Raw genomic sequence first — 15,273 nt, 5'->3', positions numbered from 1 at the left:
GGGGGCGTGGGGGCCGGGTGACCGGGGGGTGAAGGTGTTGCGCGGTGCGGGGGCGGAGGCCCGGATCGGGCGGTCCTGGGAGCGGGCGAAAACCGGCCGCCACTAGCATGGTGCCCAATCTCACCCGTCCCACCGGGCCGCGGTCGGTACCGGCAGGGGGACGCATCCAGACATGACGGGGAATCAGATGGCAGGGGATCACCCTACGCCGGGTGCAGGCGATGCATCCGGCAGCGGCCCGCAGGGCAATCGGGGCGTTTCGTTCGGGCGGCCGGCGGGCGGTGTGGACCCCGCCGCCGTCGCGGACCAGATGACCCAGCTCGACGGCTCGGCGGTTCCGGGGCAGGGCGGGCCGCCGGCCCAGCCTCCGATGCCCCCGGCACCCCCGGCGCCCCCGGCCCAGCCCCCCGCGGGTGGAGCCGACTACGCCGCGTACGCGCCGACGGCGGCCGGGATGCCGGCCCATCCTCCGGCGGGTGCGCCGGTCGGCCCGTACGACCCGGTGCCCGGTGGGGGCTACCCCGGGGCGGACGCGGGGCAGGGCTACGGCGGTGGCTACAACTACCAGCAGCAGCCGGGCTACTACCCCGGTGCGCCGGTGCCGGCGCCTCCGAAGCAGCGCAACCCCGTCATGCTCTGGGGCGGGATCATCGGCGGTGTGCTGGCGATCGCCATCGTGATCGGGCTGGTCGTGCTGCTCAAGCCCGACCCCAAGCCGGACCCGGGCCCCGGCCCGGTGGCGAACTCGGGCGGCACCAGCACCGTCGGCGGCGACAACGGCGACAACGGCGGGAACAGCGTCGCGCCGGTGCCCGCGCCGGACGGCAAGGCCACGTTCAACGTCGCCTGGAACGCCCCGACGCCCTCCAACACCGATGCCACCAACCAGCTGCTCGGCATCTGGGGCACCGACAAGTACGCCGTCCGCGTCGACAGCGACGGCGTCAAGGCCTACAACCTGACCGACGGCAAGCAGGCCTGGAACATCCCGGTGCCGTCCGGCAGCAAGGAGGTGTGCAGCGCGTCGTACTCCTCCAACTCCAAGAACGTCGCCGCCGTCGCCTTCAACACCGGTGACTACGACTGCTCCACCATCGGCGCCGTGGACCTCACCTCGGGCAAGCTGCTGTGGACCGTCAAGGCCACCGCCGACCGGCTGTCCCAGCCGACCCTGAGCGTCACCGACAACGTCGTCGCCGTCGGCGGCAACGCGGTGGCCGGGCTGAACATCTCCAACGGCCAGCCCGCCTGGCAGTACCAGCCCCGGGACAAGGACTGCACCATGCGGGCCCGCGCGGCCGGCGGCCAGATCGCGATCAGCGACCGCTGCTACCTGACCAGCGGCCCGAAGTCGCAACTGGTCATCGTGAACGCCGACTCCGGCAAGCCCGTGAGCTCCCCGGTCACCCTGACCGGCACGATCGAGCAGGTCGACTCGGTCGTCCAGGACAAGCCGCTGGTCCTGCTGATCACCAACGGCCCGAACGGCGACTACATCCTGCCGTTCGACAAGGACAACAAGCCGGGCAACCAGATGTCCGTCAAGGAGGCCGGCTCGGACAGCCTGCGCCTCTCCGGCCAGGACACCGCCTTCACCCGCAACGTGGTGAGCGGCAGCACCCTGTACGTCCAGGTCAACCCGACCAAGCCGGCCATCAACGCCTACGACCTGAACACCGGCAAGCGCCTGTGGGCGGCCAGCCCCGGTTCGGGCAGCGGCAGCGACATCCGGCTCGTCACCGGCACCGACAAGGACGGCAAGGTGCGCGCCCTGGTCTCCCAGGGCTACGACAAGCCGTCCCGGCTGGTGACGCTCTCGCCGACCGACGGGTCGATGACCGACATCGGCACCGTCGCGAACGCGAACGGGAAGTTCGACATCAGCATGAGCACGTCGGTGTACTTCGTCTCGGACGACGGCAACGCGGTGTACGCGTTCCGCCGGTACACCAACACCGACGGTCCGCTGACCAAGTGGCGGAAGTGACGCACTCCGGTCGGTGAGGGTGGGGCGGGGCGGGTCGGGGCCGGTGGGCCCGGGCCCGCCCCGCCCCGCCCCCGCTCTGCGGTCGGGATTTCCGGTCCGGATTTCCGGTCCGGATTTCCGGTCGGGCCGCTCGTCGGGCATGCGAGGATTCGGTCCATCAGCCTGACGAAGGAGCGCAGCGAGTGCCCGGCACCAACCTGACCCGCGACGAGGCCCGCACCCGGGCCGACCTCATCCGGGTGGACGCGTACGACATCGAGCTCGACCTCGGCTCGGCCCGCGAGGGCGGTACCTTCCGGTCCACGACCGTGGTCCGGTTCTCCGCGACGACCCCCGGCGCCGACAGCTTCATCGACCTCGTCGCCCCGAGCGTCGAGGAGATCACCCTCAACGGCACGGCCCTCGACCCGGCGAGCTTCGCCGACAGCCGCATCCCGCTGCCCGGCCTGGCGGCCGAGAACGAGCTGCGGGTCGTCGCCAACTGCGCCTACAGCAACACCGGGGAGGGCCTGCACCGGTTCGTCGACCCGGTCGACGGCGAGACCTACCTGTACACCCAGTTCGAGGTGCCGGACGCCCGGCGGGTCTACGCGAACTTCGAACAGCCCGACCTCAAGGCCACGTTCAGGTTCACCGTGACGGCCCCCACCGGCTGGGTCGTGGTGTCCAACTCGCCCACCCCCGAGCCGGTCGGCGAAGGCGCCACCCAGGTCTGGGAGTTCGAGCCCACCGGCCGGATCTCCAGCTACATCACCGCGCTCGTGGCCGGCCCGTACGTCGGGGTCTTCGACACCTACGAGAACGGCGAGCAGCGCGTGCCGCTGGCCGTGTACTGCCGCCCCTCGCTGCGCGAGTTCCTGGACGCCGAGGCGATCTTCGAGGTCACCAAGCAGGGCTTCGACTACTTCCAGGCGAAGTTCGACTTCCCGTACCCGTTCCCCAAGTACGACCAGCTCTTCGTCCCGGAGTTCAACGCCGGCGCGATGGAGAACGCGGGCGCCGTCACCCTGCGCGACCAGTACGTGTTCCGCTCCAAGGTCACCGACGCCGCGTACGAGGCGCGCGCCGCGACGATCCTGCACGAGCTCGCCCACATGTGGTTCGGCGACCTCGTCACCATGGAGTGGTGGAACGACCTCTGGCTCAACGAGTCCTTCGCGACCTTCGCCGAGGCCGTCTGCCAGGCCGAGGCCCCCGGCTCCAAGTGGCCGCAGTCCTGGACCACCTTCGCCAACCAGATGAAGACCTGGGCCTACCGGCAGGACCAGCTGCCCTCGACCCACCCGATCATGGCGGAGATCAACGACCTGGAGGACGTCCAGGTCAACTTCGACGGCATCACCTACGCCAAGGGTGCCTCGGTGCTCAAGCAGCTGGTGGCGTACGTCGGCCAGGACGCCTTCTTCGAGGGCGTGCGCGCCTACTTCAAGCGGCACGCCTGGGGCAACACGCGCTTGAGTGACCTGCTCGGGGCGCTGGAGGAGGCGAGCGGGCGCGACCTCAAGGCCTGGTCCAAGTCCTGGCTGGAGACCGCCGGCATCAACGTGCTGCGCCCGTCGGTGGTGCTGAACACGGACGGTGAGATCGAGTCCTTCACCGTGCTGCAGGAGGCGCCCGCGCTGCCGGCCGGCGCCAAGGGCGAGGCCGTGCTGCGGCCGCACCGGATCGCGATCGGGTTCTACGAGCTGGTCGACGGTTCGCTGGTGCGGACGGACCGGATCGAGCTGGACGTCGACGGCCCGCGCACCGAGGTGCCGGAGCTGGTCGGCCGCCACCGCCCGGCCGTCGTGCTGCTCAACGACGACGACCTGTCGTACGCCAAGATCCGGCTGGACGAGGACTCGATGGCCGTCGTCACCGAGCACCTCGGCGGCTTCACCGAGTCGCTGCCGCGCGCGCTGTGCTGGGCCTCCGCCTGGGACATGACCCGCGACGGCGAACTGGCCGCCCGGGACTACCTGTCGCTGGCCCTGTCCGGCATCGGCCGGGAGAGCGACATCGGCGTCGTCCAGTCCGTGCAGCGCCAGGTCAAGCTGGCCCTGGACTCCTACACCGACCCGGACTGGCGCGAGCAGGGCCTGCTCCGCTGGGCCGCCGCCGCCGAGGAGCACCTGCGCGCCGCCGCGCCCGGCAGCGACCACCAGCTGGCCTGGGCCCGCACCTTCGCCTCGGTCGCCCGTACGGACGCTCAGCTCGACCTGCTGGCCGGGCTGCTGGACGGCTCGGTCGAGCTCAAGGGCCTCGCCGTGGACACCGAGCTGCGCTGGGCGCTGCTCGCCCGGCTGTCCGCCACCGGCCGCGCCGACGAGGCCGCGATCGTCGCGGAGCTGGAGCGGGACAACACCGCGGCCGGCCAGGAGCACGCGGCCAGCTGCCGCTCCGCCCGCCCGACCGCGGAGGCCAAGGCCGCGGCCTGGGCCTCGGTGGTGGAGTCGGACAAGCTCACCAACTACGTGCAGGAGGCCGTGATCGCGGGCTTCCAGCAGTCGGACCAGCGGGAGCTGCTGGCGCCGTACGCGGAGAAGTACTTCGCCGCGGTGAAGGGCATCTGGGAGACCCGCAGCCACGAGATCTCGCAGCAGATCATCGTCGGGCTGTACCCGGCGCTCCAGGTGTCGCAGGAGACGCTCGCCGCCACGGACGCCTGGCTGGCCTCGGCCGAGCCGGCGCCGGCGCTGCGCCGTCAGGTCGTCGAGTCGCGGGCCGGGATCGAGCGCGCGCTCAAGGCCCAGGCGGTCGACAAGGCGGCCGGGGCGGCCCGCTGAGGTCGGGGGCCGCTGAGGCCGGGGCGCGCTGAGGCCGGGGCCTGCTGCTCGGTGCCTGCTTCCTGCCGCTGAATGCCCGAAGGGGCGCCGGACGGATCGTCCGGCGCCCCTTCGGGGTTCCTGCGGGTCCTGGTGGACCTGTTGCGTGTCCTCGGTGGACGCGGCGGTTCCTCGCGGTTACTTCTTCTTCTTGCCGTACGGCAGACCCGCGAAGGCCGCGATGACGACGAACACGGCGAGCGGGATCAGCACGTACAGGCCGATGGTCTGGCCGGCACTCAGGCCGGTACCCGGGTCGTCGCCGTCGTCCCTGGTGAGGGCCATGGCGGGCGACGACAGCAGCATCATCAGCGTGACCGTTGCGGAGACCGCGCCGGCTCGCAAAGCGTTCCTCTTGTCCACGATTCCAACTTACCCGCCGCTTACGGGAGGGCGCGCGTCGGGGTGGTGCTGTGGGTTCCGCTTGCGGGATCCGGGTTCCTGGTCAGGGGGTCCTGGCGGTCGGGGGGCTGGGGGGCTGGGCGGCGGCCAACAGCCGGCCGAGCAGGCGGGCGGTGGGGGCCGCGGCGAGGCGTTCCAGGGTGACCGGGGCGCCCGTGCCGTCGGCGACCGGCAGGCGCCAGTTCGGGTACTGGTCCCAGGTGCCGGGCAGGTTCTGCGGGCGCGGGTCGCCGACCAGGTCCGGCAGCCAGACGCCGACCAGCTCGGCCGGGGTCCGGCCGAGGAAGCGGTACAGGGCGGGCATGGAAAGCGGCTCGTCGGGGGCGAGCAGGCCGAGGGCGGTCAGTTCGGCCCGCCAGGCCGCCAGCTCGTCGGCGGCCTCCTGCTGCTCCTCCGCGAGCGGGCGGGCCAGCAGGCCCAGGCGGTGGCGCAGCTCGACGTGCTCGCCGGAGAGCCGGGCGGCGGTGCTGGGCAGGTCGTGGGTGGTGAGGGTGGCCAGGCAGCCGGGGCGCCAGCGGTCGGGGGGCAGGATGCCGCCGTCGGACTGCCAGTCCCGTTCGAACCAGAGCACGGAGGTGCCGAGGATGCCCCGGGCCGCCAGTTCCTCGCGCACGCCCGGCTCGACCGTGCCCAGGTCCTCGCCGATCACGGCGGTGCCGGCCCGGTGCGCCTCCAGGGCCAGCACGCCGAGCATCGCCTCGGCGTCGTAGCGGACGTAGGCGCCCTCGGTGGGGGGATGGCCCTCGGGCACCCACCAGAGGCGGAACAGGCCCATCACGTGGTCGATGCGGAGCGCGCCCGCGTGGCGGGCGGCGGCGCGCAGGAGTTCCGCGTACGGGGCGTAGCCGGCCTTCGCCAGGGCGTCCGGGCGCCAGGGCGGCAGGCCCCAGTCCTGGCCGTGGGCGTTGAAGGCGTCCGGCGGGGCGCCGGTCGAGATGCCGCCGGCCAGTACGTCCTGGAGCGCCCAGGCGTCGGCGCCGTCCGGGTGGACGCCGACGGCGAGGTCGTGGACCAGGCCGACCGGCATGCCCGCGTCGCGGGCGGCGCGCTGGGCGGCGGCGAGCTGCTGGTCGACCTGCCAGGCGAGCCAGCGGTGGAACTCGACGCTCGGTTCGAGCTCCTTGGCGGCCTGGTCGATCTGTGGGCCGTTCGGGTGACGCAGGCCCTTCGGCCAGTGGTGCCAGTCGGCGCCGTGCACCTCGGCGATCGCGTTCCAGAGGGCGTGGCGGCGCAGCCACTCCCCCTCGCGGCGCTGGAACGCCTCGTAGCCGGCCTGGCGGCCGGGGCCGCGCGGGACTTCGTGGAGGAGCTGGAGGGCCTCGCGCTTGAGGGCCCAGACGGCGTCCCGGTCGACCAGGCCGTCATGGGCGAGGACCTCGTCGCGCAGCCGGGCGGCGCGGTGGACGAGGTCGTCCGTTTCCGTCCGTTGTGCTGCCGTCAGGTAGGCGTACTCGGGGACGGCCTCGATCCGCAGGTGCACCGGGTCGGCGAAGCGGCGGGAGGAGGGGCGGTACGGGGACGGGTCGGAGGGGGTGCCGGGCGTCGGGGGCAGGGCCTGGTGCAGCGGGTTGAGCTGCACGAAGCCCGCGCCGAGTTCCGCGCCGGCCCACTGGGCGAGTTCGGCGAGGTCCCCGAGGTCACCCATGCCCCAGGAGCGGTCGGACAGCACGGAGTACAGCTGGGTGAGGAACCCCCAGCTGCGGCCGGGGAGTCGGGGCAGCTGCTGGGGGGCGACGATCAGCGCGGACCGCTCCTTCCTGCTGTTGCTCTCCGCGGTGAGGGTGTGCCGGCCCAGCGGCAGGTCGGCGGGCAGCCAGTGCGAGTGACCGCGCGACAGCTCCCAACTGCCGCCGTCCTCCAGCTCCACGTGCAGCCGGGCGTCGGCCGGCACGTCCAGCGCGGTGCGGCGGCCCTGCCGGACCACGACGCAGGGCGGCAGCAACCGCTCCCGCTGCTCGGCCCGGTGGCGCTCCAGCGCCTCCCGCACCTCCTCCGGCGACCCGGCCGCCACCCCCAGCGCCCCCAGCACGGCCACCAGCGTCCGCGCCCCCACCGTCTGCCCACCGGCCCCCGGGTACCGGGTGTCCACCCCGTACGCCCGTGCCAGCGCGACCAGTTCGGCGGGCGGCGGCGGCGCGTCCTGCGCGGGGACCTTCCGTCCGTCGGCTCCGTCACTGTCGTGGTAAGCGGCCACTCGCGGCTCCTGCGATGTCTCGGCAACGCCCGGGTAGGACAGCCCAGTCCTACCCGGGTGACACCTCGATCACGCTGTGCGACACGAGTGCGGGCACTCTCGTCAGTCGGGCCTGCGCAGCGGGATCGGCTGGTTGTCGGCAGTCGGCCTCAGACCGGCGAACCCAGCCGGAGACAACATCGCCGCAGACACCTGCCCGTAGGACGGAACCACCACAGTCCGCTCGAAGAAGTCATAGGCCCACCCGTCGCGACTCTCCGCCCTGGCACCCTTCCCGCTCACGATTCCCCGGAGCAGCCAGCCCGGCCCACCGCAGCCGAGCACGCGAATAGTCTGCGTTCCAGCCCGACCGGACGGCTCTATCACCGGAACCTCACACCTGAGTTCGATTCCGGCTCGGCCCGTCCAGGCCCGCGACTGTCCGCCGAGCTGCCGCACGTTGGCCTCAAACTGATCGCGAGACCTTGCCCACGGATCCTGCGCGGTGGCATGGAAGGCCTGAAGCTGCAGTGCCACCTCACGCCCTTTTCTGGCAGCAACTCCGACCAGACCTCTGGACGGCACGCTACTGAATTCGATCGTGACACCTGGCTCGCGAGGAATCATCAAGCCACCGAGGTCGATGAGATCCGCTTCCCACCGATCCTTTTCCGTTACGTCCCACGGTCCGACATCGACACCCCTCACCGCCTGACGGAGCGATTCGCCTGCCGGAAGGAATTCGTGATCTTCCTCCATCGGTTCCTTCACTTCGTTCTCCCATCCCCTCATCATCCGGCATCAGCCAGCCAGCTCCCTTCGCATCTTGCCGAGAACTCCCACCCCTTGCCTGCCTGGGGGAAACGTAGTAGGTGCGGAGCAGGTTGACGGTGCGTTGTGGGTAGTGACGGCGTAGGGGTAGTTGCGGACGGACTGGATGGTGGGGTGGTGCCGTCGGGCTGGCGGAGGTGTTCACGGGGGTGAGTTCGCCGGCGTTTCTCATCGCGACATGATCCGGACAAAGTTGGCGATAGCCCACCCCTGCCTATCGGTCCATCGACCTAGAACTTCCGCGATGCCCCGCCGCAAGAAGTGGTCCGGAAGGAGCGACACCCACGACAGCTCCACCCAGAATGACGTGGGGTCCGGTTCGGAAGACCGAACCGGACCCCACCAACCCACGCTCAATGAGCGCTGGATCGGTGGAACCATACGCGACACTCTATTGACGGACGAGGTCCGCGTCGGCTTCCTTCGCTATCGACCGTAGGACCGTCTGGAACCCTCAAGCCAATCGTCAATCATGGCCGAGAGCGATGGGAACCTCTCCTTCAACGACGCCGCCAATTGAACCAGCTCGTCCCAGGATCCAACCAGGAAGGCCTCATCCAGGCCGAGCGCGACTGCGACCCGAAATTCGTCGCCGGAATTGATCCACCTCTTTCCGACCTCAAATATCTTCCCGCCTTCGGCATCGAGAATCCATGTCAACGACAGCAGCTGTTCGGAGATGTAGCCGGGCGGAAGTCCCGGCGCTCTATGCTCCACCAGATACTCCATTAGATCCTCGATGTTCACTGTCAAAGCCTCCTGTAGATCCTAGTCTCAAAACGAGCGCCGGCTGGAATTTCCCCACCGTCAGCCCGCCTCATCACTCCGAATGCATGTTCCGGCGCCAATTCCCCGACTGAGACCAACTCGAATCCTGCCTCCTGAATCGCATCGGCGCTGGCTTTCCTCCATTTATTGGACTTGGCGCCTGTGACCATAAGAATTCCACCGGGCCTCATGACACGGGCCGTCTCCGCAGACACCGGCTGGAAACCATACGGATTGATAGAATGAACGCTGGTGAACGATCCATCACGGAATGGGAGTGCACCAGCGTTCGCAACCACATCGACGCCCGGATTTTCCTTGAGGTCCACGTTCACGGCACCGGACATTGGGTTGTCGCCCGATCCCAGGTTCAGGGATTCACAGTTGTGAACTAGGACCGGAGTCTGCCCGGCCAGCACATAGTACGTGTGGAGCAGGTTGACGGTGAGGTTGTGGGTGGTGGTGGCGTAGGCGTAGTTGCGGACGGACTTGATGGTCCGGGTGGTGCCGTCGGGCTGGCGGAGCTGTTCGCCCGGGGTGAGGTCGCCGGCGTCGACCCACTGGTTGCGGGTCTCGCTCCAGTAGGGGTGGTGGTGGGTGGAGGTGATCTTCGCCTGGTCGGCCGCGGGCGGGCCGCGGGGGTTGGCGTCGTCGGTGAGGGTGAGGTCGGTGAAGTCCTTGTCGTCGGGGGTCGTGATGGTGGCCGTGACGGTTTCGGGGCGGGTTTCGCCGGTCTGGGGATCGGTTGCCATCACGACGTCACCGTCGTGGACTTCACTGGCCTTCGTGGTGCCGTCCGCCATCAGGACCACTCCAGGGTGCTGACGGTCTGCCAGCCCATCGGATTGGTGTGGGTGACCTGGGTCGGCAGTTGGCCGGTGGCCGGGGAGTAGGCGGTCTTGGTCTCGGCGCCGGTCTGGTGGGTGGCGTCGGTGCGGGTCGGGTCGACGGTGCTGACGACCCGGCCGTAGGCGTCGAAGCTCGCCCGGCCGGTCGTCCGGTAGACCGGCTGGCCGTTGGCGTCGTACCGCTCCAGGACCTCGGTCGAGGTCTGCTCCGACTTGGCGCCGGCCTGGCCGAGCGGCAGGCCGTCGAAGTAGGCCCGGGTGTCGGAGACCGTGTTGTCCCTGTTCGCCGGCTGCCCGCAGGCGCCCTTGAGGACGAGGGTGTGCGAGGCAAGCTGCGTGGCGGCGCCGCCGGGGCGGGTGGCGTACTCGAAGGAGGTGCAGAGCAGTTGCTCGGGGTGGGCCAGATCCCCGTTGTCGTAGACCGTGAGCGGACGGGCGAACGGCGTCGAGTCGTAGGTGGTGGAACGCTCACGGGTGCGCCAGCCGTTGGCCAGCTTCTCGCGGTCGGTCACCTTGAGGGAGTTCACAGCCCGGGCAGTGATCGCGGGCATCCCGCCGGATTGGCTGCGGGTGGCCGTGATCGGTCCCATCCACGGGTCGGAGACCGTGGTGGAGAGGAGCTCTCCCGACTCACCGTTGTAGTTGGCGGAGTCGCGGATGTAGCCGGCCAGGACGTTCTCGTCCTTGATCGTTCCGCCGTGGACGTCCGTGACGGTCACCTGGCGGGTGGATCCGTTGGCAAGGACGTCGCCGTCCATGCCCCGGAGGAAGGTGGCCACCGACTTGGTACGCGGTGCCTCGACGTCGCTGCCGCTACCGGTGAGGGTGGTGACCGTGGCGTAGCCGCGGAACTGGTCCCAGGTGCGCGCCTTGGGGTTGGGCATCTCGGAGTCGTTGCGGTGCCAGGCCGCGCCGCCGCCGTAGACGTAGTTGGTGACGACCAGCGGGTTGCCGACCTGGCTCAGCGGGTGCACGGCCTGCGGCTGGCGGACGACGTGGTCTACGGCAAGGACTCGATCGCCCCGGCCATGCGGGCTGCTGCGGGCGGCGGGCGGCGGGCGGCGGGCGGCGGGCGGCGGTCACGCTCTACCGCGAGGGCACCCACACCGACCAGGTGGGCCGTGAACTGCTGCGGGCGATTGGCGAGTTGGCGCAGATCGCCGGTTGGGTCGCATCCGATGCGGGCGAGCATGCCGAGGCGGAGCGGATCTACCGGCTCGGGATCAATGCCGCCCGCGCCGCCGGGGACGGCGTGCTGTCGGGAAACGTGGCGGGCTCACTGGCCTACCAGTGGAGCAACACCGGACGCCCCCGCGACGCGGTCGACCTGGCTACCGCCGCCGTCGAGGAGGCCGGTTCCGAGGCGCCGGCGAAGGCCGTCTACACCGAGCTGCACCGGCCGCTTCGTGCCGTACCGCTGCTGACGGACGTCCCTGGGTCGTTACGACGCCAGTCACGCGAGGGAGTTGGCGCTGTACGTGTCCTGGCTGGCCGTGGCCTACGCCGACGCCAACGAGCCCGAGGCCGCAGCCGGGACCGCTGGCCGGATGGTCTCCCTGGGGCAGAGCAGCAGCGAACGCACCACCGAGCGCGCACGGATCGTGCTGGACCGGTTGCGAGCGTTCCGCGACGTTCCCGAAGTCGCCGAGCTGCTGGCGTCCTGATCGTCCCGATCGCGCGGGGGCGAGTTCGGACTGCTGCTTGCGGGCGTCTCGGCACTCGGCGGGCTGGCGCACGGTGTGGTCGCTCGGCACAGGAGCGGTCGGCGGGGAGCCTGCGCTGCGGAGCCGGGGCCGCGTCGGACACCGCCCTCGGCGGGCCCGGCGGTGGAAACGGAGGGTCGGACCCCTGGCCGACCCTGTGCCCGCGATCCGACCGTAGGACGGTCGCAGACGACAACTTGCTCCGCGACGCGGGCAAGGAGTCCATAGGACACAACTTGCTCCGGCCCTGGTCGGCCCAGGGGTAAGCACCGCTTACCCCACAACTTGCTCCCATCGGGCACCGGTCGAACCCGCCCACGACCCGGCTGACCGCTGACCGCCGACATCCGCGAGGGCCACCGGTGCTGGTCCGGTCTGGGTCGGTCGGCGACGTCGGGCCAGCTCCAACGGGCGGAGCCCGCCTTGAACCTCTAGAGAAAATCTGGACGCACGCCTGCGGTCGGCGTCGAGGGTTGGGAGCGTGCCTGGGTGGGGTGGCTGGTCAGTAGAGCTGGACGCGGGTGACGACGCAGTGGGGTTCGGGGGCGTCGGCGACGATGACGTACTCGGCGACGCCGAGGGAGCCGCCGGACCCGAGCGGCATCCGTCGCTGCTGGGGCCATCGCTCGGAGGCCGTGCTGCCGGGGACCAGGCCGCGGGTGGTGTTGATCCGTACGGTGGCGGAGATGATGGCGCTGAAGACCTCGCCGGTCACGGCGGGGTCTTGCAACAGAGCCTCGACCTCCGGGACAGGTAGCAGGGCCACTCATCGTCGTCCACCCCGTCCTCGCCTTCGTCGTACGGCACCCCGGAGTCACTCAACGGGCAGCTCTGCCGCACGCCGGGCCTCGACCGCGTCGGCCACGCTTCGCAGGGGCAGCGTGCCAGCGAGGGCGGCAGCGGTGAGCTGGTCGCCGCGCGCCTGGTCGGCGTCGAGCACCGCCTCGCACCACCAGTGCCGCAGCACCGCCTCCGCCTCCTGCGGCGCCGCCGCCAGCAGCTCGCGGTAGAACTCCATCCGCCGCGCCCCGGACAACGCCGCCGCAATCCCCTCGGCGTTGCGCGGCACCCGCTCGCCAGCGCCTTCCATGTGGACCGACTGCACCGACATGGCCACCTCCCTGCCTCTACGACTCCCCGGCCAGTCTGCCTCCCCGGCACCCCAGGCGTCGACACGACCACCGCCCGGCCAGGCCCTGGTCCCGAGCTGACCCCATCCGCGCCACGTGCACGACGTGTCGAGGGTCGGGTATCTCACCCGATCCAGTGACCGTGGAGCGGAGTATCCCCAGGTCAACCCTGGTGCGTGCCGCCCAGCTCCACAGCCTCGACGCGGGTGCGGAAGTCGGCGATCTGCCCGACGGCCTCGGCCAGTGCCTGTTCCAGCGCCTCCACGCGGGCCACTAGGCCGCCGACGGGCGCGCTCCCCACGTCCAGGCTGCCGGGGTCTTCGTTGGCGTCGGCGTCAGGGTGGGCGACGAAGGCTCCCTTGCCGGGCCGGGAGATCGCGTAACCGTCCTGCTTCAGCAGGGCCATGGCCTTCTGCACGGACAGGCTGGAGGCCCCGTACTCCGCCATCAACACGGCCTGCGTCGGCAGCGCATCCCCCGGCTCCAGCCCACCGGAGCGGATCCGCTCCCGCAGCGCCTCGGCGATCACCTCGAACGTCAGCAGCACCGTGCCGCCCGCCGGTCTACGCCCCCGCCGCCCCACCGTCACCGCAGGTCACCCCGCCCTCTCTGCGCCACTACCACCGAAACCCGGCCCGTCCAAACCGGAAAACCAGGCCACAGTACCCGCATCCGAACCGCCCACCGAAACAGATGAGGAGGGATGCACTTGAATGCGCCCTTGAAGCGATGCCACCTTCACGCACCGCCGGTGAACACCACCGCTGACCAGGCCAGACGCCCCCGGCCCACCTCCCACGCCCGCCGTTCCCTCGCGCGCCGGCCACTCGGTTCACCTCTCCTCTTCTCCCGACTCCCGCCGGAGGTCTGTCCCCATGCCCGCGCTGCTCCAACTCCTCTCCCCCGCAACCACCTCCGCTCCGGCTAACGGGGCGTTCGCCGCACCGGCGCTCGTTAGGGGCGCCGACACGTCCGCGCACAGGGACTCGGCGCTGGAACGCCGGGCGCGGCTGACGGCCCGGTTGGCCAAGCTCGCCGCCGCCGGTTACCTCGCGCCCCTGGCCCGCCAGATCGGCTCACTGGGCGGCTGCGCCCGCCCGATCCGCATGACTGGACACCGCACCCGCCTCGACGCCACCACCGGCCAGATCCTCGACCACCTCGACACCCGCCACCTGACCGCCGGCGAACTCCTGCTGCGGTGCGGCAACCGCCGCACCACCCGCTGCCCGGCCTGCTCGACCGTCTACCGCTACGACACCTACCAGCTCATCGCCGCCGGACTGCGCGGCGGCAAGACAATCCCCACCAGCGTCGCCACCCATCCCCGCGTCTTCGCCACCCTCACCGCCCCCGGCTTCGGTCCCGTCCACAACCAGCCCGGTGCCACCCCCTGCGCCTGCGGCACCCGGCACGCCGACGGCGACCCACTCCTCGGCACCCCGCTGAACCCGCAGCGGTACGACTACACCGGCGCGGTGCTGTGGAACGCCCACGCGCCCGCCCTGTGGGCCCGCTTCACCACCCACATGCGCCGTGAAATCGCCAACGCCGCCGGACTCACCCAACGCACCCTGCGCCACCACGCCACGCTCTCCTACGCCGAGGTCGCCGAACACCAAAAGCGCGGCCAGATCCACTTCCACACCGTCATCCGCATCGACGGACCCACCGGCCCCACCAGCGGGCCCGCGTCCGGCACCAGCACCGCTTCGCATCCGGGGAAACCGACGGGGTGAAGCCGTCGGAGTCCACGGTGTTCCGGTTCGGGCGGCAGATCGACGCCCGCGCGATCCGCAGCATCGACTTCACCGGCGACGCCCCCGTCACCGACCGCTACGTCGCCGCCTACATCGCCAAGTACGCCACCAAGGGCGCCGAAACCACCACCGGCACCCTCGACCGCCGACTGTGCTTCCTCGCCGAACTCGCCCAGCACGACCTCACCGACCACGCCCGCCGCATGATCCACACCGCCTGGCACCTCGGACCCCGGCCCCAGCACACCCACCTCCGCCTGCGCCAGTGGGCCCACATGCTCGGCTTCCGAGGCCACTTCTCCACCCGCACCCGCCACTACTCCACCACGGGGGTGTGCAGCACACCGGACGTACGGCGGACGCGGTGCATCTGACCAATGCCGCTGTGGAGGAAGCCGGTGCGGAGGCCCGCCCAAGGCTCGCGCGTTCTACCTGGACCGCGTGGCATGGGCACACACCCGGGCCGGTCAGGACCGCCCGGCGATGACCGCTCGCGGGCAGGCTGGCCAAGCCCTGGCCGAGGACTCGGCCGGCACCGAATCGCCGTCGTACCTGTACTGGATGGACGCCGGGGAACTTCAAGTCATGGAAGCCCGCGTATACACCGAGCTGCGGCGCCCTCTGCGTGCCGTACCTCTGCTGACGGACGTGCTCGACCCTCCTCCTGGAACAGGGCTTCGAACTCGTCGTCATCAAGGAGCTGTTGGGTCACACCCACATCGGCGTCACCGCGACCGTGTACGCCCACGCCCACGTCCGGCTCCGCCTCCAGCGCGACGCCATCGACCTCCTCTGCAACGCCCTCCGCGACCCCGCCGTGCCCGCCACCCGATCCGACGACGGCGACGAACCACCATTTGTGCAGCA

12 protein-coding genes and 1 pseudogene are annotated in these 15,273 nt (G+C 70.8%); 4 read left to right on the top strand and 9 right to left on the bottom strand.

Annotation, left to right across the window (positions count from 1 at the left end):
* Nucleotides 1-454: 454 nt before the first annotated feature.
* The gene (locus ACIQWA_RS21020) at nt 455-1,987 is read left to right on the top strand and encodes a PQQ-binding-like beta-propeller repeat protein (RefSeq protein WP_402484489.1); all 1,533 of its coding nucleotides are present in this window, start codon (nt 455-457) and stop codon (nt 1,985-1,987) included.
* A gap of 182 nt (nt 1,988-2,169) precedes the next feature.
* Entirely contained in the window at nt 2,170-4,752 is a 2,583-nt protein-coding gene (gene pepN, locus ACIQWA_RS21015; protein ID WP_402484487.1) for an aminopeptidase N, read from the top strand.
* Nucleotides 4,753-4,929: 177 nt separating this feature from the next.
* On the opposite strand, the gene ACIQWA_RS21010 is transcribed toward pepN, so the two are convergent.
* The 6 genes from ACIQWA_RS21010 to ACIQWA_RS20985 form a co-directional block, all read right to left on the bottom strand.
* A complete protein-coding gene (locus tag ACIQWA_RS21010) occupies nt 4,930-5,154 on the bottom strand; it encodes a hypothetical protein (protein WP_360243922.1) in 225 nt (74 codons plus the stop codon).
* A gap of 82 nt (nt 5,155-5,236) precedes the next feature.
* Nucleotides 5,237-7,387 (bottom strand): 4-alpha-glucanotransferase, encoded by a 2,151-nt coding sequence (malQ, locus tag ACIQWA_RS21005; RefSeq protein ID WP_402484485.1) that lies wholly within the window; start codon nt 7,385-7,387, stop codon nt 5,237-5,239.
* A gap of 102 nt (nt 7,388-7,489) precedes the next feature.
* On the bottom strand, nt 7,490-8,137 hold the full coding sequence (locus ACIQWA_RS21000) for a DUF3710 domain-containing protein (protein ID WP_402484483.1): 648 nt from the start codon (nt 8,135-8,137) through the stop codon (nt 7,490-7,492).
* Between the two features lie 486 nt (nt 8,138-8,623).
* Entirely contained in the window at nt 8,624-8,944 is a 321-nt protein-coding gene (locus ACIQWA_RS20995; RefSeq protein ID WP_402484482.1) for a hypothetical protein, read from the bottom strand.
* 2 nt (nt 8,945-8,946) lie between these two features.
* Entirely contained in the window at nt 8,947-9,768 is an 822-nt protein-coding gene (locus ACIQWA_RS20990; RefSeq protein WP_402484480.1) for a polymorphic toxin-type HINT domain-containing protein, read from the bottom strand.
* Nucleotides 9,768-10,787, bottom strand: coding sequence for a hypothetical protein (locus ACIQWA_RS20985; RefSeq protein WP_402484478.1), 1,020 nt, complete (start codon nt 10,785-10,787; stop codon nt 9,768-9,770). The genes ACIQWA_RS20990 and ACIQWA_RS20985 overlap by 1 nt, the downstream gene beginning before the upstream one ends.
* 492 nt (nt 10,788-11,279) lie before the next feature.
* Here ACIQWA_RS20985 and ACIQWA_RS20980 point away from each other — a divergent pair, with 492 nt between their 5' ends.
* On the top strand, nt 11,280-11,477 hold the full coding sequence (locus ACIQWA_RS20980) for a hypothetical protein (protein ID WP_402484476.1): 198 nt from the start codon (nt 11,280-11,282) through the stop codon (nt 11,475-11,477).
* A 541-nt stretch (nt 11,478-12,018) separates the two neighbouring features.
* Here ACIQWA_RS20980 and ACIQWA_RS20975 read toward each other — a convergent pair.
* The 3 genes from ACIQWA_RS20975 to ACIQWA_RS20965 form a co-directional block, all read right to left on the bottom strand.
* Entirely contained in the window at nt 12,019-12,246 is a 228-nt protein-coding gene (locus tag ACIQWA_RS20975) for a hypothetical protein (RefSeq protein ID WP_402484475.1), read from the bottom strand.
* Nucleotides 12,247-12,330: 84 nt separating this feature from the next.
* The gene (locus ACIQWA_RS20970) at nt 12,331-12,627 is read right to left on the bottom strand and encodes a hypothetical protein (protein ID WP_402484473.1); all 297 of its coding nucleotides are present in this window, start codon (nt 12,625-12,627) and stop codon (nt 12,331-12,333) included.
* Nucleotides 12,628-12,809: 182 nt separating this feature from the next.
* Nucleotides 12,810-13,193, bottom strand: a complete 384-nt coding sequence (locus ACIQWA_RS20965) for a winged helix-turn-helix domain-containing protein (RefSeq protein ID WP_402484471.1) — start codon at nt 13,191-13,193, stop codon at nt 12,810-12,812.
* A 328-nt stretch (nt 13,194-13,521) separates the two neighbouring features.
* Between ACIQWA_RS20965 and ACIQWA_RS20960 the strand changes: the two are divergent.
* Nucleotides 13,522-14,780 (top strand): annotated as a pseudogene (locus ACIQWA_RS20960) (replication initiator).
* Nucleotides 14,781-15,273 lie beyond the last annotated feature (493 nt).

The organism is Kitasatospora sp. NPDC098652 (assembly GCF_044760155.1).
GTDB lineage: Bacteria > Actinomycetota > Actinomycetes > Streptomycetales > Streptomycetaceae > Kitasatospora.
This window is presented reverse-complemented; position numbering and strand designations above follow the sequence as displayed.

Excerpts from the sequence above, each read along its gene's own strand:
- ACIQWA_RS21020 (WP_402484489.1), top strand. The coding sequence starts at position 455 with ATGCCGGCCCATCCTCCGGCGGGTGCGCCGGTCGGCCCGTACGACCCG.
- ACIQWA_RS20990 (WP_402484480.1), bottom strand. The coding sequence starts at position 9,768 with ATGGCGGACGGCACCACGAAGGCCAGTGAAGTCCACGACGGTGACGTC.
- ACIQWA_RS20970 (WP_402484473.1), bottom strand. The coding sequence starts at position 12,627 with ATGTCGGTGCAGTCGGTCCACATGGAAGGCGCTGGCGAGCGGGTGCCG.